The organism is Methylosinus sp. KRF6 (genome assembly GCF_018887255.1).
Lineage (GTDB): Bacteria > Pseudomonadota > Alphaproteobacteria > Rhizobiales > Beijerinckiaceae > Methylosinus > Methylosinus sporium.
Window position 1 is genome coordinate 1,591,276 of sequence record NZ_JAHLJF010000001.1, and the last position, 21,052, is coordinate 1,612,327.

The window sequence follows — 21,052 nt, forward strand, 5'->3', positions numbered from 1 at the left end:
ACACATTCGCCGGCCCTTCCGGCGCGCTTTCCCGAGGATCAGAACATGGAAAATCCGATCGACGCGCCGCCATCCGACCGGGCCGAGCCGAGCGAGGTCGAGCCGGCGCTCGAAGCCGCGCTTCCGAGCCAGCGCGACGATGAGACGGATTTTCAACGGCCGCCGGGCGATGCGCGCCTCGCCAAAGCGCCCGCCTTGCTCGTCACCCAGGGCAAGCACCGCTTCTATACGCTGGTTTTGCCGAGCGATCTGCTCGCCGCCACCTGCACTGTGGAGGCGCGGCTCGACAATCCCATAGACGGCTTTCAGCGCCTGCTCGACAAGAAGCGCGCGAGAGAGATCGCCGATTATATCGACAGCGGATTCGGCAGCGTGCCGAGCGCGATCATTCTCTCCGCGCAGCCGCGCGCCCAGCTCCATTTCGACCGCCAGAGCGGCGAGCTGACCTTCCGCAAGGATCCGCGTTCGTTTCTCATCATCGACGGGCAGCATCGCGTCTACGGCTTCAATCTCGCGGCCAAGAGCGTGAAAGTGCCGGTCGTCGTCTACAACAGGCTGACCCGCGCGCAGGAATGTCAGCTGTTCGTGGACATCAACACCAAGCAGCGCCCGGTGCCGCCGGAGCTGCTGCTCGACATTCGCCGCCTCTCCGAATCGGAGACCGAGGCCGAAGCGCTGCTGCACAATGTCTTCGATCTCTTCTCCAATGACGAGAAGAGCGTGCTCGCCGGGCTGCTCAGCCCCTCGGAGCGGCGCAAGGGCAAAATCTCGCGCGTGACCTTCAACGCCGCGCTGAAATCCATCGACAAGGCTTTCGTCGACGCCTCGCCGCAGGACGTCTATCAGGTGCTCAACGCCTATTTGCGCGCCTGCCTCAATGGCCTGCGCTATCACGGGGCGGAGGCGAACATCGTCAATCCGGCGCTGTTCAAGGCGCTGATCCTGCTGTTCGCCAATGTCGCCGAGCGCGTCTCCGACCGCTATGGCGGGCGCTACACGACGCAGAATTTCGAGGATATTCTCGGCCCCTTCTTCCGCAAGCTGAAGAAGAACGAGCTGCCCAAGCCCGCGACCGGCCATCTGGCGCTCTATGAGAATTATCGGAAAACGCTGAGCTCCGGCTTTTCGCTCAAGCAATGGCTGTTCGCCTGAGCCTCCGCCCGACCGATCGCACCTCGATCAAACCCTCATCCTGAGGATGCTGCGCAGCCGCCGTCTCGAAGGACGGGGAAACCGTCGGCGCCGTCTTCTGGAGCTCGCCCCTTCAGCTTTGAATAGTGAGCGCGCGCGGTCTCGTCATCTGCGCGCTTTCGTCTATAGTGCCGCGCACTTTCACCCTCCCCTGGAGGGGGAGGGTCGGACCGCGAAGCGGTCTGGGGTTGGGGCGTCCCCGAGACTTAGGGGTGTCACCCCCTCCCGTTCGGGCTCCGATGGATGAGACTTATGGCTGATCTGCTCCGGCCGCGTTCGGCGGCGACGCTTCTGATTCTCGCGCTCGCGCTCTCCGGCTGCGGGCGGCGCGGCCCGCTCGATTATCCGCCCGAGGTCGCGGCGCGGCCCAAGGCCGTGGTGGCGCAGAAGACGACGCTCACCCCCGTCGGCGGCGCGACGCCGGTCGCCGAGGATGTGAAGGCGGTGGAATATATCCCCGGCACGCCGGGTTTCCGTCCGCCCGAGCAATATCCCTTCATCCTCGATCCTCTGCTGGATTAGATAAGAGCGACATGCATCACTTCGACTATCGCGCCGGCGCGCTGCACGCCGACGATGTTCCATTGGCGAAAATCGCCGAGCAGGTCGGAACGCCCTTCTACTGCTATTCGGCGACGACGATCCGCCGTCATTTCCAGGTCTTCTCGGCGGCCTTCGCCGGGCTCGACGCGCTGGTCTGCTATGCGCTGAAGGCCAATTCCAATCAGGCGGTGCTGACGCTGCTGGCCAGCCTCGGGGCCGGAATGGACGTCGTCTCCGGCGGCGAGCTGAAGCGCGCCCGCGCCGCCGGCGTTCCCGCGAGCAAGATCACCTTCTCCGGCGTCGGCAAGACGGAAGCGGAAATCGCGCTGGCGATCGACGAGGGCATTTTCTGCTTCAATGTGGAATCCGAGCCCGAGCTCGCCGAGATTTCCCGCATCGCCGCCGCCAAGGGTAAGCGCGCGCATATCTCGCTGCGCGTCAATCCCGACGTCGACGCCAAGACCCACGCCAAGATTTCGACCGGCCTCGCCGAGAATAAATTCGGCGTGCCTCTGTCGCGCGCGCGCGAAATCTACGCCCATGCCGCGAAGCTGCCGGGCATAGAGGTCACGGGCGTCGATATGCATATCGGCTCGCAGATCACCGATCTTTCGCCCTTCGACGAGGCGTTCTCGCTGCTCGCCGAGCTGGTCGCGGCGCTGCGCGCCGATGGGCACGAAATCTCCCATGTCGATCTCGGCGGCGGGCTCGGCATTCCCTATCACGAGGGCGAGGACCCGGCCTCCTATCACCCGGATCGCTACGCCGAGATCGTGCGCCGCCATATGGCGGGGCTCGGGTGCAAATTGCTGTTCGAGCCGGGGCGGCTCATCGTCGGCAATTCGGGAATATTGGTCACGCGCGTGCTCTATGTGAAGCAGGGCGAGGCCAAGTCTTTCGTCATCGTCGACGCCGGCATGAATGATCTCGTGCGCCCGACGCTCTATGACGCCTGGCACGAGCTGATCCCGGTCGCGCAGGCGTCGCCGTCGCATCCGCGCATTATCGCCGATGTCGTCGGGCCGGTCTGCGAGACGGGCGATTACATCGCGCTCGGGCGTTCGATCCCGGAGCCGGCGCAGGGCGATCTTCTGGCGATTCTGACGGCCGGCGCCTATGGCGCTGTGCAGGCGGGCACCTACAACAGTCGCCCGCTCGCGCCGGAGGTCCTCGTCGACGGCGAGAAATGGGCCGTGGTGCGCGAGCGCCCGAGTGTGGAGCAGCTCATCGCGCTGGATTCGGTGCCGGAGTGGCTGCGGAAGTAGGGGTCTCTGGCGGCGGGTCAGCTCAAGAACTTGAGCGCCGCGAGGAGGAAGCCGCCGAGCGCCATTTGCGTGACGATGAGCCAGCGGAGAATGTCCACCTTGAGATTGGCGGAGGAGCTCTCGATCTTGGCCTCGACCTCGCGAATGTCCGATTTTGTCGCGAGAAGGCCAGCGTCGATCTCGCGAAACGCCTCGACGACGCCGATGGCCTGCTCTTCCGAGAAGCCTCTCTTGCGTAAAACCTGCACGATGGCGAGGGTGTCGATCGTCAGAGCGGCCATAGTCGAGAAGATAGCATGTCGGCGGCTCCGTTCAACTTTCCCGCGACGACATTCGTCCGGATATGTCGAAGGGCGACGCCCCGAGTGTCTGCCGGCGACCCCACCCCGGATCGCTTCGCGGTCCGACCCTCCCCCTGAAGGCTCCTAAAGAGGGAGGGTGAACACCTCAATTCTACTTTACTTCCTCAGCCTTCCAGCAGACGCCGCGCGATGACCTGCGCCTGAATCTCCGCCGCGCCCTCGAAGATGTTGAGGATGCGCGCGTCGCAGAGGATGCGGGAGACCGGATATTCCAAGGCGAAGCCATTGCCGCCGTGAATCTGCAGCGCATTGTCCGCAGCCGCCCAGGCGACGCGCGCGCCGAGCAGCTTGGCCATGCCGGCCTCGAGATCGCAGCGCTTGCCCTCGTCCTTTTCCCGCGCAGCAAAGTAGGTGATCTGGCGGGCGACGTGAATCTCGATCGCCATTGTGACGATCTTGTCGAAAACGCGCGGGAAGGCGAACAGCGGCTTGCCGAATTGCACGCGCTCCTTGGCGTAGCGCAGGCCGAGATCGAGCGCCGCCTGGGCGACGCCGAGCGCGCGCGCCGCCGTCTGAATGCGGGCCGATTCGAAGGTCTCCATCAGCTGCTTGAAGCCCTTGCCCTCCTCGCCGCCGAGAAGATTTTCGGCCGGCACCTCGAAATTGTCGAAGCCGATCTCGAACTCCTTCATGCCGCGATAGCCGAGCACCTCGATCTCGCCGCCGGTCATGCCCTTGGCGGGGAAGGGATTCTCATCCGTGCCGCGCGGCTTTTCGGCGAGCAGCATGGAGAGGCCTTTGTAGCCCTTCTCATTTGGATTGGTGCGCACGAGCAGCGTCATCACATCGGCGCGCACCGGATGGGTGATCCAGGTCTTGTTGCCGACGACCTTGTAGACATCGCCCTCGCGCGTCGCGCGGGTGCGCAGGTTCGCGAGGTCGGAGCCATTGTTCGGCTCGGTGAAGACGGCGGTGGGCAGAATTTCGCCGCTGGCGATCTTGGGCAGATATTTCTGTTTCTGCTCCTCGGTGCCGCCGACGAGGATCAATTCGCCCGCGATCTCCGAACGCGTGCCGAGCGAACCGACGCCGATGTAAGCGCGCGACAGCTCCTCCGAGACGACGCACATGGCGATCTTGCCCATGCCGGAGCCGCCATATTCCTCGGGAATGGTGAGGCCGAAGACGCCCAGCTCGGAAAGGCCGGAAATGACCTCGAGCGGGATGTAGTCGTTCTTCAAATGCCATTCATGGGCGTGCGGCGTCACATTGTCGGACGCGAATTTGCGCATCTCGCTGCGGATCGCTTCGAGCGTCTCGTCGAGGCCGGTGGCGCCGATCGTCTCGGCGGCCTCGTGATGGTCGATCAGCTCTGCGAGGCGGGCGCGGTTGGCGGTGGTGAGGCCGGAGGCGACGAGGCCGTCCACCTCGGCGATGCGGGCGGCGGCGATGTCGGCCGGCGAAAGACCGAAATCGGAGAGGCGGACGATCTCGCCCTGGCTCATCGGAATGCCGCCGAAAACCTGCGCCAGATATTCGGCGAAGCCGATGCGGGTGAGGAGATTCTCCACCTCGCCATAGGCGCCCTCGGCCGAGAGGCGGTCGGCGTAGGCGAGCAGCTCGCGCAGGCCCTGCACATAGGTGGCGAACCAGGAGAGGCCGTGGGCGGCGTGCTGCTCCACCTCGATCAGCTCATTGGAGAGCTTGCCGTCCTTGGTGACGCGGGCGCGGACGGCGGCGAGCGCGCGGCCGTAAAGCGCCTCCACGGAGGCGAAAGCCGCCTTGGCGTCGGGCAGCCAGTTCGTGGAGGTGGTCTCGGTCGCGCTCATTCTCTCTCGCTCTTTTCAAGGGCGGGCCCGGCGGGCCGCGGGTGACAGGATTTTTTCTAAATGCCGCCAATCGCGGGAGGACGCAACCGTTCCGGGAAGGAGGCGGCTCCCGGGCGGTCATTCCGCGTCCGGCTCGTCTATGCCGAACAGCCGGTTTCCGGTCCGGCAAATGGCTGCGATGCGCGGATCATGTGGGTCGTCGATCAACCATTGCAGGCCGACCACGGTCGCATATTGAATTGCGGCGAAGGCGTGCGGATCGTCTATGTCCGGCCGCATCTGCGTCAGCACGCAGGCGAGGCCATGGATGCGAGATTGATCGATCTCGTGGAGCATCGCCCGCACGATCGGCTCGCTCGCCGCGAGCCGCCGCACCTCGCGCTCGAAGCGAAAGTCGATCTCGAACGGCCCCTCGCGCAGCAGCTTGCGCCAGGCTTTGGGCGACGTGTCCTGCGCATAGCGGGCCCCTGCGACATCGATCGCCTGAACGCGCCAGCGCTCCATCAGCGCGCGCAGGAAGGCGTCACGATCGGCGAAATGATGGTAGAAGCTGCCCTTGGTGCGCCGCGCGGCCGCGGTCAGCCGCTCGACGGTGAGCGCCGCCGGCCCCTCCTCGGCCAGCAGGCCGGCGCCGAGCCCCAGCCAATCCTCCTTTTTGAATCGCGCGCTGCTGCTCATTCGTCCTGGCCCGGTGCTCGCGCCACGTTACATGCCAATCTGCCGGTTGCCAAAAGCATACTGTTTGGTATGGTATGCGGGATCGACGCTTTCGATGGAGAGCCAGCGATGTTTCACGATCCCGATTTTTCCCCTTTCACCCCGCGGGAAAAGCCTTCGTTTCTCGCCGTATCGCGCAATTACCTCGAGAATTACCCGCCCGAGGCCTACCGCACCGACTTTTTCTCCACCGATGGGCTTTGGCCGTTCTTTCCGCGCATGCATTATGTCGTCAGCCCCGAGCTGATCGAGGAGTTGCTGGTCACGCGCGCCGAAGCGTTTCGCCGCGACGACATAGCGAGCAAGGCGCTGCGCGGGCCAGTCGAGGGAGATACGCTGTTCTTCTCGGAAGGCGCCGAATGGAAATGGCAGCGGCGCGCCATCTCGCCCGCCTTTCGTTACGAGAATATTCTGGCGCTCGTGCCCTTTTTCGTCGGCTGCGCGCAGGCGCAGGCCGCCGAATGGCGCCGGCTCGGCGACGGCGCCGAGGTGGAGATCACCGAGGCGATGTCGCGCACGACCTTCGCCGTCATCGAGAAGGCCGTCTTCGGCGCGTCCGAGAATTTCGACAGCGAGGGCTTCATCGCGGCGCTGCGTCCGGTTCTCGGCAGTTTTGCTTGGCGAATGCTGGCGGTGATGTTCCGCCTGCCGCCGGATTGGGCGCCCTATCCGGGCCTGCTCGCCGCGCGCGCCGGCTCGCGCTTCGTGCATGAGGAGACGGTGAAGCTGCTCGCCGAGCGCCGCGCCCGGCCCGAGGCGACGCGCGACATCATGGGCCTACTGCTCTCCGCCAAGGACCCGGAGAGCGGGCGCGTGATGACCGACGCCGAGCTCGTCGCCAATCTGCACGGCTTTCTGCTCGCCGGCCATGAGACCTCCGCCGTCGCGCTGGCCTGGACCTTCTGGCTGCTGGCCAAGGATCAGGCGACGCAGGAGCGCGCCCGCGAGGAGGCGGAGCGCGTCGCCGGGAACGGCGAGATCACGCCGGAGACGGTCGAAAATCTCGTCTTCACGCGGCAGGTCCTGCAGGAGTCGATGCGACTCTTCCCGCCTTTCGCGGCGCTCGGCCGGCAGCCGCGCGAGGATACGACGCTCGGCCCCTATCGCGTCGCCGCGAAGGAGCCTGTCTATGTGCTCACTTGGTGCCTGCATCGGCACGAGAAACTGTGGGACGAGCCGACCGGCTTCGATCCCGACCGTTTCGCGCCGGAGAAGGTGAAGGCGCGCCATCGCTACGCCTATCTGCCCTTCGGCGCGGGGCCGCGCATTTGCGTCGGCATGGGCTTCGCGCTCACCGAAATGGCGACCATCGTCGCCACGCTGCTGCGCGAGTTCCGTTTCGACGCCGTTCCCGGCCATCGGCTGGAGCTGGCGCCGACTTTCGCCACGCGGCCGAAAGGCCGGCTGCCGCTGCGCCTCACGCGCCTTTCGAAAAATGCGCCGGCCAGCGACGCAGAGCGTCTCGCCGCTTACCGATGATAGCTCCCTGCCGGGGAGCCGGGATTTTTACGACCGCGCCGCCAGTTCCGCCGCGCGATAGCCCGATCTGATCGCGCCTTCGATCGTCGCCGGAAGCCCGGTCGCGGTCCAATCGCCGGAAAGGAAGAGATTGCGCCAGCGCGTCACTGCGCCGGGGCGGCGCTCCTGCTGCGCCGGCGTCGCGGCGAAAGTGGCGCGCTTTTCCTTCACAATCTGCCATTGCGGCAGCTCCTCCGGCAGGCCGGTAGCGGCGGCGACCTCGGCCCATATGCGCTCGGCGAGGCTCTCGCGGGAATCGTCCATCAGCCGATCGGCGCCGCTGATCGTCACAGAGAGCCTGTCCTCGAAAGCGAACAGCCATTCGGTGAGCGAGCCGATCATGCCGAGCAGCGCCGGCTGGCCAGGGGGCGGCGCGATCTTGAAATGCGCATTGATGATGCCGCGGAAATCATCCGGCGCGACGAGGCCCGGAACGAGCTCCTGCGCCGCCCAGGGCGGGACGGCGAGAACGATGCGATCATTCTCGCCGGGCGCGATTTTCTCGTCGCCGAAATCGAGCGCTGTGGCGCGCTCCTCGGAAAATTCGATTCCCTTCAGCCGCGCGGCGAAGCGCGGCGCGGCGCCGCGGGCGGCGAGAGTGGTCAGCGCCGGCTCGATGAATGCCGTTCCGAGCCCGCGCCGCGCGACCAGCGGACGGCAGGCGGCGCCGCCGGCGGCCAGCGTCTCGCGCAGCACGGCGGCGGCGAGAGCGGCGGAGGACTCGCGCGGCTCGGTGTTGAGCGCGGAGAGCAGCACAGGCCCCCACAGCCGCTCATAGAGCACGCCGGAGCATTTCATCGCCTCGCCGATGGTCGCGCCCTTTTTGGCGAGGAGAATGCCGATCGCGCCGAGATAGTCGGCGGCCGCCGTGCCGGGCGCGCGGCGATCACGCACGAAAATCCACCAGGGCAGGCGCGAGGAATTGGGCCTCATGCGCCAGCGGACGCCATCGCGCGTGTCCAAAAAGTCGAAGGCGCATTCCTTCGGCCCGACCAGCTCCTCCGCCGAGCCGATGCGGCGGGCGTAATCCAGCGCAGTGGCGTTGCCGGACAGCAGCAGATGATTGCCATTGTCGATGACGAGATCGAGGCTGGAATCATGATAGGAGCGGCAGCGCCCGCCCGCCATGCGCGCGGCCTCATAGAGCGCGACGCTGCGGCCTTCATCGGTCAGGCGAATGGCGCAGGAAAGTCCGGCGAGACCGGCGCCGATGATATGGGTGGTTCCGGTCACGTCAGCGCGAATCTGAGCAGGGCCAGCAGGACTTTCGTCCGCGAGGCGGAGACCGGCGCACGCGGCGGCGCGAAGCCGCGCGCCACCAGACGGTCGAGAACCGAGCGATAGGCCGTCGCCATCAGATAGGGCGCCTTCACCGCACTCTGCGGCGAGACGCGCATCAGCAGCTCCGACTCCGCATAATGCTTGCGCGCACGCTCGGCCACCGCCGCGCAGACTTGCGGCAGGCCGGGATGCGCCAGCACAGCGCCGCGCGCGAAATCCGCGACGCCGGCGGCCTCCAGCGCCTCGCGCGGGAGATAGAGCCGCCCGCGCGCCTCGTCCTCGTCGAGATCGCGCAGAATATTGGTGAGCTGCAGCGCGCGGCCCATGTGATAGGCGAGCATTCGCGCCTTGGTCGGCAGCGCGCCGGCGGCGCAGTCCACCTCGTCGGCGAGACCGAAGACGCGCACCGAGAGCCGCCCCACGGCGCTCGCGACATGATCGCAATAGAGATCGAGCCGATCCCATTCCGGGGCGCGAATGTCCTCGACGACATCCATGGCCATGCCGTCTATGACCGCCTCGAAATCGGCGCGCTCGAGGCCGAAGCGGCGCACCGGCCGCGCCAGATCGGCGCAGCGCTGATGCGTGCGGCCGGCATAGAGCGCATCGAGATCGCGCCGCCAATCGTCGAGCTGGGAGAGGCGCAGGGCGCGGTCGCCCTCCTCATCCGCTATGTCGTCGACGGCGCGGCAGAAGCCGTAGATCGCATACATCGCATCGCGCCGCTCGGGCTCGAGAATGCGCATGGCGAGATAGAAGGAGCTTTTCGCGGCGACCCGCGGCGCCTCGGGGGCGATCGTCTCCATGCTCATGGCGCGACGCTCGCGGCGGCGACGCGCGGCGATATGAGCCGGCGCAGCAGAGTGATTCCGGCGCCGGCGAGCGCCGTGAGGAGATATTGGCGCTTGGAGGCGTGGACCTTCTCGCTCAGCGGATCGGCGACGCGTAGCCGCGCGGTGAGCGTCTCGGCGAGGCGCTGGATCGCGCCCACTTCCATGGCGAGACGCGTGTCGGCGATGAGATCGGCGAAAGGCGCGCTCTCCTTCAGCAGCTCTTGCGTGCGCTCGGCCAGCGCGCGCAAGGTCGCGGCGAGCTGCGGCGAGGCGCGCTCGGCGGCGAGCATCTCGACGCCGGCTCCATTGGCGGCGAGAATGTCCTGCGGCAGATAGACCCGATCGAGATTGCGATAATCTTTCGCGCAATCTTGCAGATGATTGATGATCTGCAAGGCGGCGCAGAGCGCGTCGTTCGGCCCCCATGTCCGCGCGCGATCTTCGCCATGGACGTCCAGCACGAAGCGGCCGACCGGCATGGCCGAATAGCGGCAGTAATCAATGAGATCGTCCCAGTCGCGATAGCGCAATTGCGTCACATCGCGGCGGAAGGCGATGAGCAGATCCTGCGCATGGCGGGGCTCGAGGCCGCGCGCGGCCAGCTCGGCGCGCAGCCGCGAGGCGACGGGAATATCCTCGCCGGAGCCGAGCAGCGCGGCCTCCATGCGGTCCAGCATGGCGATCTTCTGATCGCCGGGGAGCGTCGCATGGTCGGAGATATCGTCCGCGGCGCGCACGAAATCGTAAAAGGCGAGGACGGCCGCGCGATGGCGCGGCGCGAACAGAGAGGCGACGGGGAAATTCTCGTCCTTATGGCCTTTCCCCGAAGCGGCGGCGGCGATGTCGCTCATGTGATCTCGCTCAACCTCCTCAGGGGGCCTGATAGCGGCCCTTCCAGGCGCCGCCGCGCCCGCGTGTGTGCCGCCACGCGGACAATAGCGTGAACCACGTATAGCAGGCCGCGACCGCCGGCAAGGCGAAGGCGCCGAGCCGATTGCGTCCGTAGAAACGCAGAGACGGCATATAGGACTGCGCCATCAATAGATAGGCGACGAGCGCGAGATAAGCCGCCGGCTCCGACGCCGTGAAGGCGAGAAGGGGCGGCGCGAGATAGACGAGGCCCATGCCGAGAACCGCGCCGGCGAGACGCCAGGGCGAATAGCCCAATTGCGCATAGGCCGAGCGCGTCACCATCTGCTCGATGTCGCGCAAATGCGGATAGGGCCGCAGGCTCCAGGCGTCGTCGGTGAGGCCGAGCCAGATCGGCCCCTGCTTCTTCATCAGCTTGCCGAGCGCGCAATCGTCGATCAGCGCGCCGCGGATCTGCTGGAGACCGCCGGCCTCCTCCAGCGCCGCGGGGCGGACCAGCATCACCCCGCCGGCCGCCCCGGCGACCGGGCTTTTCGGGTCGTTCACGCGGGGGAAGGGGTAGAGCATTTGGAAGAAGAAGACGAAAGCCGGCACGAACCAGCGCTCGGCGAGGCTCTCGCAGCGCAGCTTGACCATCAGCGAGGAGAGCGCCGTCCCGCGCGCCGCCGCCCCGGCGACGAGCCGCTCGACGAGGCCCGGCGCGAAGGCGATGTCGGCGTCACAGAACAGCACGAAATCGGGCGAGACGCCGGAAGTGAGCACATGAGCGACGCCGCGGTCCATAGCGGCGAGCTTGCCGGTCCAGCCTTGCTCCGGCCGGCCCTGGAGCACGGTGAGACGATCCTCGGCGCTCTCCTCGCGGGCGCAGGCGCGGGCGACCTCGGCCGTGCCGTCGGAGCTCTCGTCATCGACGAGGACGATCTCGAGCCGGCCCGAAAACTCCTGGCGGAACAAAGATCGAAGGCCGATGGCGACGACATCCGCCTCGTCGCGCGCCGGAATGACGGCGACGACGCGCGCGCCCTGGGGAACCAGCGCCCCCGTGGGCGCGAAACGGCGGTCGTGCTCGGTGAGGCGCCAGAAGCCGCCATTGCCGAGCAGGAGATAGAGCCAGATGACGAGACCGGCGCCAGCGAGGGTAATCGCGATCATTTTTCGAGCGTTCGCGTCGCCGGGACCGCCGGGGACGATGTGACGAGGGCTCGGCCATAGCATCGCCGCGGCCGCGAGGCCAGCCCGGCCGGCGGCGGCGCGTCGCAAGCGCCCGCGTCTACGGGATTTTCCTCAGAAATGGCCGGCGGCGGCTTCTCTTCTATCTGGAACAGGCGTATATCGCCGCGCCGGCGCAGCCGGGTCCGAGCCTGTCGAACAGCATGTCGAGGGGCCGGAGGCGCCCGCGCATTCCGATGTCTTTCGAGGAAATTTCCATGGATCCCAATGTGCCGCGCGACGCGGCGGGCTCTTCCTCTCGATGCGACACGGAGGGCGCGGCGGCGACGCAGCCGGCGCCCGTCGCCGAGGGCCACGGCTCGGCGAACGCCGCCGGCCTCATCATCGGCTCGATCGGCGTCGTCTATGGCGACATCGGCACCAGCCCGCTCTATGCGCTGCGCGAGTCGCTCGCCCACGCCAAATCCGGCGGGCTCGGCGAGGATGTCGTCATCGGCACGATCTCGCTGCTCATTTTCGCGCTGATCTTCACCGTCACCGCGAAATATGTGTTCTTCCTGATGCGCGCCGACAATCGCGGCGAGGGCGGCATTCTCTCGCTGATGGCGCTGGCGCAGAGCGCGCTGGGGCGGCGCGCGACCCCGGTCTTCCTGCTCGGCGTCGCCGGCGCGGCGCTGTTCTCTGGCGACGCCATCATCACGCCGGCCATCTCCGTGCTATCGGCGGTCGAGGGCCTCGAGATCGTCAATCCGAAATTCGGCGAATTCGTCTTCCCCATCACCGTCGCGATTCTCGTCTCGCTGTTCTGGGGGCAGAGCCATGGCACGGCGCGCGTCGCCGCCCTGTTCGGCCCGGTGATGGCGGTGTTCTTCATCGTGATGGCGGCGCTCGGCGCCTCCCATATCGGCGATGCCCCGCAGGTGCTGCGCGCCTTCGATCCGCGCCATGGCTTCATGTTTCTGCTGACCCATGGCTGGATCGGCTTCGCCGTGCTGGGCTCGGTCTTCCTCGTCGTCACCGGCGCCGAGGCGCTCTACGCCGACATGGGCCATTTCGGCCGCGCGCCGATCCAGATCGCCTGGATTTTCTTTGTGCTGCCGGCGCTGTTCCTCAATTATCTCGGCCAGGGCGCGCTGATCCTCGCCGATCCCAAGGCGATCGAGAATCCCTTCTTCCTGCTGGCGCCGGACTGGGCGCTGCTGCCGCTGGTCATTCTCTCGACGCTCGCCACCGTCATCGCCAGCCAGGCGGTGATCACCGGCGCCTTCTCCATCGTGCGCCAGGCGATACAGCTCGGCCTGCTGCCGCGCCTCGAGATCACCCACACTTCCGCGACGCAGGAGGGGCAGATCTATATCGGCCGCGTCAATCGGCTGCTGCTGATCGGCGTGCTGGTGCTGGTCACGGCCTTCAAGAGCTCGAGCGCGCTCGCCTCCGCCTATGGCATCGCCGTCACCGGCACGATGGTGACGACGACGGCGCTCGCCTTCATCGTGGTGTGGCGCAAATGGCATTGGCCGCTGTGGGCGGCGTCGCTGTTCATCCTGGCCTTTCTGACCGTCGATCTCGCCTTTCTGGCCGCCAATCTGATGAAGGTGGTCGAGGGCGGCTGGGTTCCGCTGCTGCTCGGCGGCGGCTCCATGGTGGTGATGTGGACCTGGGTGCGCGGCACCTCGCTGCTCGCGGAGAAGACGCATCGCGATTCGATCCCCATCCGCGATCTCATCGCCATGCTGGAGAAATCCAAGCCGACGCGCGTGCCCGGCACGGCCGTCTTCCTGACCAGCGACCCCGAGGTCGCGCCCACGGCGCTGCTGCATAATCTCAAGCACAATAAAGTGCTGCACGAGCGCGTGCTGGTCATTTGCGTGAATACGGAGGACACGCCGCGCGTCGCGCCGGAAAAGCGCTTCGAGATCGAGAAGCTCGCGCCCGACTTCACCCGCGCGACTTTGCACTTCGGCTTCATGGAGAGCCCGCGCGTGCCGGCGGCGCTGGCGGCGATGCGCAAGGCTGGCGTCAAATACGATATTATGACGACCTCCTTCTTCCTCGGCCGCCGCTCGATCAAGGAGAGCCCGGCCTCCGAAATGCCGGTCTGGCAGGACAAGCTCTACGTGGCCTTGACCAGGCAATCGGCCAACGCCACCGACTTCTTCTCCATACCGACCGACCGCGTGGTGGAGCTCGGCGCTCAGCTGACGATCTGAGCCCTCGCGGGGCGCCGCGAACGCGAGCGCGATTACGTGGATTCCACGATTTGCCCTCGCGGCGCGCATTGCCGAGAATCGCGCAGCGAGCAGAGTCGCGCGTGCGTAGCGTCGGAGGGCCAGCCTCCCCCGTGTGTCGCGACCGGCGGGAGAATCCGATGGCCAATCAGAATTTCGGCGATTTTCGCGATCTCGGTAAATATCAGCTCGACGCCTTCAACACCGCGACCAGCTCGACGGCCAAGAGCCTGCGCGCCATAGCGGAGGAGGCGACCGACTACTCCAAGCAGTCGCTCGACAATAGCCGCAACTATTTCGAGAAGCTGATGCGTGTGCAGAAGATCGACGACATCGTGCAATTGCAGTCGGAATTCTACCGCAACGCCTATGGCGATTTCTTCGCCCGCGCCTCGCGCGTCGGCGAGCTGTGCTCCAATCTCGCCAAAGAGGCTTTCGTGTCCGCCCAAAGCGCGAGCGAGCAGGCGACCAAGGCGAGCCAGGAGGCGGCCACTAAAATCATCGCCGACATCAGCGAGCAGACCGAGAAGCTCGCCGCCAAGGCGCGCGAGGCGGGCAACGGGGAGCATTAGCAAAGGCGCCCTTGCGCCGGCGCGCGAGTTTTGCCACATAGGGCGCGGGAGGTTGGCGGTGGACGCTCCACTCGCCAACCGGGTCAGGTCCGGAAGGAAGCAGCCCTAACGAGTTCCGGGCGGGTCTTCGTCCAGCCTCCCACTTTTTGCGCCGCCGCCCCGGCGCTGACCAAAGGGCGGACCCTCCTCCGGGCGATAAGATGGACGACGAGCATTCTGCGCCATCCGACGCCCTGTTTCCCGCCGAGCCGCAGGCCAAGCGCGAGGGGCAGGCCGCCTATCGCGTGCTGGCGCGCAAATATCGCCCCTCCGGCTTTTCCGATCTCATCGGCCAGGAGCCGATGGTGCGCACGCTCGAGAACGCCTTCGAGCTGAACCGCATCCATCAGGCCTATCTGCTGACCGGCGTGCGCGGCGTCGGCAAGACGACCACCGCGCGCATTCTCGCCCGCGCCTTCAATTATGAGCTTCCCGCGCAGGACGGCCGCCCCGGCGTCGATCGCCCGACGATCCATATGGACGCGCTCGGCGCGCATTGTCAGGCGATCATCGATTCGCGCCATCCCGACGTGCTGGAGATGGACGCCGCCTCGCACACCGGCATCGACGATATTCGCGAGATCATCGAGAACGCGCGCTATCGCCCGGTGATGGCGCGCGTCAAAGTCTACATCATCGACGAAGTGCACATGCTCTCCAAGGCCGCCTTCAACGGCCTCTTGAAGACGCTGGAAGAGCCCCCGGAACATGTGAAGTTCATCTTCGCGACGACGGAGATCGACAAGGTTCCCGTCACCGTGCGCTCGCGTTGCCAGCGTTTCGATCTGCGCCGCATAGACGCCGGCCTGCTCGCGGCGCATTTGCGCAAGATCTGCGATCTCGAGGCCGTGACGATCGAGGACGAGGCGCTGGCCATGGTCGCCCGCGCGGCGGAAGGTTCGGCGCGCGACGCGCTGTCGCTGCTCGATCAGGCGATCGCCCATGGCGCCGCGGGCGGCGGCGCGATCGCCGCGCAGGATTTGCGGCTGATGCTCGGCGTCGCCGACAAATCGCGCGTCATCGATCTCTTCGAGGCGGCGATGAAGGGCGAGATCGCCGCCGCCATCGCCCTGCTGCAGGACCAATACGACGGCGGCGCCGATCCGGCGCAAGTACTGCTGGAGCTCGCTGAATTCACCCATCTCGTGACGCGGCTGAAGCTCGCGCCGGACGCCGCGCAATCCAATGCGCTGACCGAGGAGGAGCGCCGCCGCGGCGGCGATGCGGCGGGGACGCTCTCCATCTCCGTGCTGACGCGGGCGTGGCAGATTTTGATGAAGGGCGTCGATGAGCTGCGCAGCTCGCCGCGTCCTCTCGCCAGCGCCGATATGGTGCTGGTGCGTCTGACCCATGCCGCCGAAATGCCCTCGCCGGAGGAGGCGCTGCGCAAGCTCGGCTTCGGCCAGGGCGGCGCGCCGCGGCCCGCGCCCGGCGCGGCCCCCGCGGCGGCGCCCGGCGAGCGGCCCCCGGTCGCGCTCGCGCCGGCGCCCAAGCCCGCGACTTTCTCGCCCGCGCCTTCGGTGGTCGCGACCAGCGCCGCGCCGGCCCAGCGCCGCGCGGCGGAGCCTTCCCCGGCGGCGGGAGTGAAAATCGCCGATTTCCGCGCGCTCGTGGCCCTGGCGGGCGAGAAACGCGACATACAATTGAAGATCGCGCTCGAGACAGAAGTTCGCCTCGTGCGCTTCGAGCAGGGGCGCATCGAGTTCGAGCTGGCGCCGGGCGGCTCGACGCGGCTTCCGCAGCTCTTGATGCAGAAGCTGCAGGACTGGACCGGGACGCGCTGGCTGGTGGCGCTCGCCGCCGCCGGCGGCGAGCCGACGCTGCGCGAGGAGGCCGTGGCCCGCGAGAGCGAGAAGCGCTCCGGGATCGAGGCCGATCCGCTGGTGGCGAGCATATTGGCGCGGTTTCCCGGCGCGGAGATCGTCGCCGTGCGCGGCAAGGAGACGGAGCAGGCCGCGACGGCCGGCGCCGAATTGGCTTATGACGACGAGGAGCCGGACGACGTGTGAAACGTCGCCGCGCGAGGAGAGAAATATGCTCGACTTCATGGGACTGATGAAGCAGGCGCAGGCCATGCAATCGAAGATGGCCGAGCTGCAAGGGCAGCTCGACCAGACTCTGGTGGAAGGCGAAGCCGGCGGCGGGCTCGTGAAAGTGACGATGACCGCCAAAGGCGCGCTGCAGCGCCTCGCCATCGATCCGAGCCTTTTGAAGCCGGAGGAGAGCGACATTCTCGAGGATCTGATCGTCACCGCCCATGCGCAGGCGCGCGCCAAGGCGGAGGAGACGCTCGCCGAGAAGATGAAGGAAGTGACCGGCGGATTGCAGCTGCCGCCGGGGCTGAAGCTGCCGTTCTGATCGGAGCGAGTAGCGAATAGCGAATAGCGAGTAGACCTATTCGCTATTCGCTACTCGCAATTCGCCACTCACCAGGCTCCCCCCATTGGCCGAACGCATCGCCGGACCCGAGATCGAGCGCCTCGTGCAATTGCTGGCGCGATTGCCCGGGCTCGGGCCGCGTTCGGCGCGGCGGGCCGTGCTGCATCTCATGCGCAAGCGCGAGGAATTGCTCGGCCCGCTCGGCGAGGCGATGCGCGTCGCGCATGAGCGCATTCTCACCTGCACGACCTGCGGCAATATCGACACCAGCGATCCCTGCGCCATCTGCCGCGACACGCGGCGCGACGCCGGCATTCTGGTCATTGTCGAGACGGTGGCCGATCTCTGGGCGCTGGAGCGCGCCGGACTGCTGGCGGCGCGCTATCATGTGCTCGGCGGCGTGCTGTCGCCTCTGGATGGCGTCGGCCCCAATGAGCTCAACATTGCGCGCCTGATGCAGCGCGTGAGCGAAGGCTCCGTGCGCGAGGCGATCATCGCCGTGAACGCCACGGTCGACGGGCAGACGACGGCGCATTATCTCGCCGATCTGCTGGCCCCGCTCGGCGTGAAGACGACGCGCCTCGCCCATGGCGTGCCGGTCGGCGGCGAGCTGGATTATCTCGACGAAGGCACGCTGGCCGCAGCGCTGGAGCGCCGCACGGCGTTTTGAGGCCCCAACGAAAAGCCGGGTCGCCCGCGCGCCTGGGGAGGGGTTGCGCCGACGACCCGTAGTCGGGCCAAGTCGAGGATGCGTGAAATGTCGAGGATTTAGAAAAGTCGGGGCGGCTCGAAACAGGTCGAAGTTGCGAGCAACCTCGCCCCCGCGACGTCATGGCCGGGCTTGTCCCGGCCATGACGGCAGTGTCTCGTTATGTATGAAGCCGATCTCCGCGAGCGGAGCGAACGGAATTCACATCACGGCGCCGAAGCGGATTTCGCTCCGCCCGTCGGCGCCTCGGAGACCAGCGCCACCTTGGAGTAGCCGGCGGAATTGATCGCCCCCATGGCCTCCACGACGCGCCCGTAAGGCACGGTCTTGTCGGCGCGCACATGGATGCGGCGATCCTTGCTGTTGTCGCTGCCCTCGCTGAGCGCGGCGAGCAATCCGTCCGCCGGGACCTCGCGCTTGTCGACGAAGAAGCCTCCGCCCGCGTCGACGCTGACGACGATCGGCGGCTTCTGATCGTTGAGCTGCTTGGCCTGCACCTTCGGCAGATCGACCGGAATGCCGGAGGTCATCAGCGGCGCGGCGACCATGAAGACGATGAGCAGGACGAGCATCACATCGACGAGCGGCGTGACATTGATGTCGGCGATCGGCTGAGAATCGAATTCCGAATCGTGCTTACGCAACGCGAAGGCCATGACGCTCTCCTTTGCGCGACAGATGACGGGACAGCTCGACCTCGAAGACGCCGATGAAGGCGGTCACGCGCTTGCCATAAGCGCCGATGTCGCCGCTGATGCGGTTGTAGAAGACCACCGCCGGAATAGCGGCGACGAGGCCGAGCGCGGTGGCGAACAGCGCCTCCGCAATGCCGGGCGCGACCACCGCGAGGCTGGTGTTGTTGGAGGCGGCGATGCCTTGGAAGGAGTTCATAATGCCCCAAACCGTGCCGAACAGGCCGACGAAAGGCCCGACGGCGCCGATGGTGGCGAGCGCCGGGAGACGCTGCTGCAGCTGATCGAGCGCGGCGGCGCTGGCCAGCACACAGACGCGATGCACGCGCTCCTGCAGCGCGTCGCGCTGGCCCTCGGAGACGACGAGATCGGCGGAGCGCTGATATTCCTCCACCGCAGCCTTGTAGACCTGCGCCAGCGGATCGCTGGCCGGCGCGGCGAGGAAGGCGGGCGCGACCTCCGTCACCGGAAGATCGTTCTGGACACTCTCGATCAGCGCGCTGGCGCGGCGATGCAGCAGCGACAGGCGAATGAGCTTCTCGGCGATCACGGCCCAACCCCAGGCCGAAGCGAGCAGCAGCAGCACGATGACGGTCTTGACGATCGAATCCGCCTGCAGAAACAGCTCGACCGGCGAGAGGGCGTGGGCGACGGCGGCCGAGGCCGCGCCGATTGCTGGATCACTCATCTTGATTTTCGTCCTTTGTCGGCGAGAGAGACGTTTGCGGCGAGCGAATTAGAAGACGACGCCGCCGCTGACGGCGAAGACGCGTCCGATCGCCGGCAGCGAGCCGCAGCGCGAGCCGACGCGCGTCGCTATGGCGTCCAGCGTGGCGTTGCCGGAGGAGGAGACGATGTTGAATCCCGTCATCGCGCCGCCGGCGCTGAATGTCGCGCGATAGGCGACGCGGCCATGCTTGGGAATAGGCCCGTCCGGCGCCGCGTTGCGCGCCGAGCGCTGCATGCAGGAGAGAAATTGATTGGCGGCGATGGATTGCTGCGCATTGGCGTTGGCCGTTGCGGCCTGCGACGGCGCGGCGTCCTGGCGCGCGGCGACGGCGGGGCGCGGCGTCGGCGGCTTTTTCTCCACCACTTTGGGAACCGGCTTGAGCGCCGGCGGTTTCGGCGGCTCGATCGGCGCGACGGGCTCGATCGCCTCGGGCGGCGGCGGCGTGTCGTCGATCTCCTCGGGCTGCGGAATCTCCTCCGGCGGCGGCTGATCGACCGCAGGGCTCGGGACGACGACCAGCTCGAGCGGCTCTTCCGTCGTCGGCTCCGTATGCGGCAGCGCGAAATTCACCACCGCGGTCAGCGCCAGCGCATAGGCGAGCGCCGCCGCGCCGCTCACTGCATAGTTGGGGCGGCCGCCATCGAGTATCAGAAGCGATTGGGTGGCGCGACGCTCACCTTTCGTCGTGATCGTTTCCGGCGCCGCAATGAACGCCTCCGCAGCCGCAGCCGTCATGGAATGATCCCCTCGTGCGAAACATTACCGGCCATTAAAGATTATAATTCCTATAGAAGCAATAGGCTTAATTGCGGCTTTTGTCGATTCGGCGAAATTCGCTCGCCGGCGCCGACGCTGCAGAAGCGATGTGCTACTTCGGCCGAAGACGAGAGGTCGTCATTTCCGCTCCGCCAGCCCGAGCCGCCCGGCCACGCCGCGAGCCGCCACGAAAGCGCTCGAAAAGCTCGCTTGAAGCAGATAGCCCCCGGTGGGCGCGTCGAAATCCAGCATCTCGCCGGCGACGAAGACGCCGGGAAGATTCTTCAGCATCAGATCATCGTCCAGCGCCGCGAAGCGCACGCCGCCGGCAGTGGAGATCGCCCGCTCGAGGCCCGCTGTCGCGACAATGGCGAGCGGCAGATTTTTCACGCGCTCCGCCAGCGCGTCCGGCGCCTGCGGCAATGGCCCGCAGAAGCGCAACAGCGCGATCTCCAATTTCGTCAGCCGCAGCGTCTTGCGCAGAAAGCTCGCCATCGATTGCTTTTCACGCGGGCGCGCGAGCCTTTGCGCGAGCGCTTCCGCCGTGCTGCTGGGCCGCAGATCGACATGCAATGTGGCGCCCTCGCCGCGCGCGAGCGCGCGTCCGAGCGCGGAAGCCAGCGCATAGACGGGACCGCCCTCGATTCCCGTCCGCGTGACGACGATATCGCCGAGACTGCGCGCCTCGCCATGGTGGAGAGAGATCGTCTTCAGCGGCGTCCCCTCGAAGGCCTTTGCGAAATCGGCAGGCCAATCGATGACGACGGCGCAATTGGCGGGAAGGAGCGGCGCGATCTCGACGCCCTTCGCGAGCAGCGTCTCGACCCAGCCGCCATCGGCGCCGAGCCGCGGCCATGAGGCGCCGCCGAGCGCCAGAATCGCGGCGTCCGCCGCGATCTCGCGGCGCGCGCCGCTCGCATCCGCGATCAGCAATGCGCCGCTCTCCGCAAAGCCCTCGAAACTGGCGCGCGTCTCGATGCGCACGCCATTGGCGGCGAGCCGCCCGAGCAGCGCCCGCAGCAGCGGCGAGGCCTTGAAGCTCTTGGGGAAGACGCGCCCGCTGGAGCCGACGAAGGTCTCTTCGCCGAGTTCGGCGCAATAATCGCGCAGGCTCTGCGGCGGAAAGGCGCCGATGATCGGGCCGAGCCGATCTGCGGCTTCGCCATAGCGGGCGATAAGCCTATCGAGCGGCTCGCTATGCGTGATATTGAGGCCGCCGCGCCCGGCCATCAGAAATTTGCGGGCGACGCTCGGCTTGCGCTCATAGACGGTGACGCTCGCGCCCTGCTGCGCGAGCTGGTCCGCGGCGAAGAGACCGGCCGGTCCGCCGCCGACGATGACGCAATTCGGCGTGGATGGGGCGGGCGTGATGGTCGGGCTCCGATACGAAATCGAGGACAGGCGCGCTGGTTAGCACGCCGACAGCAT

Annotated in this window: 20 protein-coding genes and 1 other RNA gene; 10 read left to right on the forward strand and 11 right to left on the reverse strand. The window is 66.9% G+C overall.

Going from position 1 to position 21,052, the window contains the following annotated elements:
• Positions 1-45: 45 nt before the first annotated feature.
• The 3 genes from KP010_RS07665 to lysA all read left to right on the forward strand — a co-directional run bounded on the left by KP010_RS07665 (position 46) and on the right by lysA (position 2,999).
• Positions 46-1,152 carry a DGQHR domain-containing protein gene (locus tag KP010_RS07665; protein WP_108915831.1) on the forward strand — a complete coding sequence of 369 codons (1,107 nt, stop codon included), beginning with the start codon at positions 46-48 and terminating at the stop codon, positions 1,150-1,152.
• A 291-nt stretch (positions 1,153-1,443) separates the two neighbouring features.
• A complete protein-coding gene (locus tag KP010_RS07670; RefSeq protein ID WP_108915747.1) occupies positions 1,444-1,713 on the forward strand; it encodes a lipoprotein in 270 nt (89 codons plus the stop codon).
• An 11-nt stretch (positions 1,714-1,724) separates the two neighbouring features.
• Entirely contained in the window at positions 1,725-2,999 is a 1,275-nt protein-coding gene (gene lysA / locus KP010_RS07675) for a diaminopimelate decarboxylase (RefSeq protein ID WP_216280715.1), read from the forward strand.
• Positions 3,000-3,016: 17 nt separating this feature from the next.
• On the opposite strand, the gene KP010_RS07680 is transcribed toward lysA, so the two are convergent.
• The 3 genes from KP010_RS07680 to KP010_RS07690 all read right to left on the reverse strand — a co-directional run bounded on the left by KP010_RS07680 (position 3,017) and on the right by KP010_RS07690 (position 5,808).
• Positions 3,017-3,280 carry a CCDC90 family protein gene (locus tag KP010_RS07680; protein WP_216280716.1) on the reverse strand — a complete coding sequence of 88 codons (264 nt, stop codon included), beginning with the start codon at positions 3,278-3,280 and terminating at the stop codon, positions 3,017-3,019.
• 185 nt (positions 3,281-3,465) lie between these two features.
• Positions 3,466-5,130 (reverse strand): acyl-CoA dehydrogenase family protein, encoded by a 1,665-nt coding sequence (locus KP010_RS07685; protein WP_216280717.1) that lies wholly within the window; start codon positions 5,128-5,130, stop codon positions 3,466-3,468.
• Positions 5,131-5,247: 117 nt separating this feature from the next.
• Entirely contained in the window at positions 5,248-5,808 is a 561-nt protein-coding gene (locus KP010_RS07690) for a TetR/AcrR family transcriptional regulator (protein ID WP_216280718.1), read from the reverse strand.
• Between the two features lie 108 nt (positions 5,809-5,916).
• On the opposite strand from KP010_RS07690, the gene KP010_RS07695 reads away from it, so the two are divergent.
• Entirely contained in the window at positions 5,917-7,326 is a 1,410-nt protein-coding gene (locus tag KP010_RS07695) for a cytochrome P450 (RefSeq protein ID WP_216280719.1), read from the forward strand.
• A gap of 27 nt (positions 7,327-7,353) precedes the next feature.
• Here KP010_RS07695 and hpnE read toward each other — a convergent pair whose 3' ends face one another.
• From hpnE to KP010_RS07715, 4 genes are read right to left on the reverse strand one after another with little or no spacing between them, the layout of a single operon-like run.
• Entirely contained in the window at positions 7,354-8,598 is a 1,245-nt protein-coding gene (hpnE, locus tag KP010_RS07700; RefSeq protein ID WP_142862575.1) for a hydroxysqualene dehydroxylase HpnE, read from the reverse strand.
• Positions 8,595-9,458, reverse strand: coding sequence for a presqualene diphosphate synthase HpnD (gene hpnD, locus KP010_RS07705; RefSeq protein WP_142862574.1), 864 nt, complete (start codon positions 9,456-9,458; stop codon positions 8,595-8,597). Before hpnD ends, hpnE begins: the two co-directional genes overlap by 4 nt.
• Entirely contained in the window at positions 9,455-10,330 is an 876-nt protein-coding gene (gene hpnC, locus KP010_RS07710) for a squalene synthase HpnC (protein WP_142862573.1), read from the reverse strand. The genes hpnD and hpnC overlap by 4 nt, the downstream gene beginning before the upstream one ends.
• A gap of 19 nt (positions 10,331-10,349) precedes the next feature.
• Complete coding sequence (locus tag KP010_RS07715; protein ID WP_142862572.1) at positions 10,350-11,501, reverse strand: glycosyltransferase; 1,152 nt, start codon at positions 11,499-11,501, stop codon at positions 10,350-10,352.
• Between the two features lie 275 nt (positions 11,502-11,776).
• Between KP010_RS07715 and KP010_RS07720 the strand changes: the two genes are divergently transcribed.
• The 6 genes from KP010_RS07720 (at position 11,777) to recR (ending at position 17,407) form a co-directional block, all read left to right on the forward strand.
• Positions 11,777-13,729: a potassium transporter Kup gene (locus KP010_RS07720; RefSeq protein WP_246659801.1), complete on the forward strand. Its 1,953-nt coding sequence runs from the start codon at positions 11,777-11,779 to the stop codon at positions 13,727-13,729.
• 158 nt (positions 13,730-13,887) lie between these two features.
• Positions 13,888-14,319 carry a phasin family protein gene (locus tag KP010_RS07725; protein WP_142862570.1) on the forward strand — a complete coding sequence of 144 codons (432 nt, stop codon included), beginning with the start codon at positions 13,888-13,890 and terminating at the stop codon, positions 14,317-14,319.
• A gap of 46 nt (positions 14,320-14,365) precedes the next feature.
• An RNA gene (gene ffs / locus KP010_RS07730) (signal recognition particle sRNA small type) lies at positions 14,366-14,463 on the forward strand.
• Between the two features lie 56 nt (positions 14,464-14,519).
• Complete coding sequence (locus KP010_RS07735) at positions 14,520-16,367, forward strand: DNA polymerase III subunit gamma/tau (protein ID WP_216280720.1); 1,848 nt, start codon at positions 14,520-14,522, stop codon at positions 16,365-16,367.
• Between the two features lie 25 nt (positions 16,368-16,392).
• On the forward strand, positions 16,393-16,716 hold the full coding sequence (locus KP010_RS07740; RefSeq protein ID WP_142861592.1) for a YbaB/EbfC family nucleoid-associated protein: 324 nt from the start codon (positions 16,393-16,395) through the stop codon (positions 16,714-16,716).
• Between the two features lie 85 nt (positions 16,717-16,801).
• Positions 16,802-17,407: a recombination mediator RecR gene (gene recR, locus KP010_RS07745; protein WP_142861593.1), complete on the forward strand. Its 606-nt coding sequence runs from the start codon at positions 16,802-16,804 to the stop codon at positions 17,405-17,407.
• A 245-nt stretch (positions 17,408-17,652) separates the two neighbouring features.
• Here the strand turns inward: recR and tolR are convergent, their stop codons facing one another.
• The 4 genes from tolR to KP010_RS07765 all read right to left on the reverse strand — a co-directional run bounded on the left by tolR (position 17,653) and on the right by KP010_RS07765 (position 20,995).
• Complete coding sequence (gene tolR / locus KP010_RS07750; RefSeq protein WP_142861594.1) at positions 17,653-18,102, reverse strand: protein TolR; 450 nt, start codon at positions 18,100-18,102, stop codon at positions 17,653-17,655.
• On the reverse strand, positions 18,083-18,826 hold the full coding sequence (locus tag KP010_RS07755; protein ID WP_142861595.1) for a MotA/TolQ/ExbB proton channel family protein: 744 nt from the start codon (positions 18,824-18,826) through the stop codon (positions 18,083-18,085). Before KP010_RS07755 ends, tolR begins: the two co-directional genes overlap by 20 nt.
• A gap of 48 nt (positions 18,827-18,874) precedes the next feature.
• Positions 18,875-19,603, reverse strand: a complete 729-nt coding sequence (locus KP010_RS07760; protein ID WP_142861596.1) for a hypothetical protein — start codon at positions 19,601-19,603, stop codon at positions 18,875-18,877.
• 159 nt (positions 19,604-19,762) lie between these two features.
• Complete coding sequence (locus KP010_RS07765; protein ID WP_185966385.1) at positions 19,763-20,995, reverse strand: TIGR03862 family flavoprotein; 1,233 nt, start codon at positions 20,993-20,995, stop codon at positions 19,763-19,765.
• Positions 20,996-21,052: the final 57 nt, after the last annotated feature.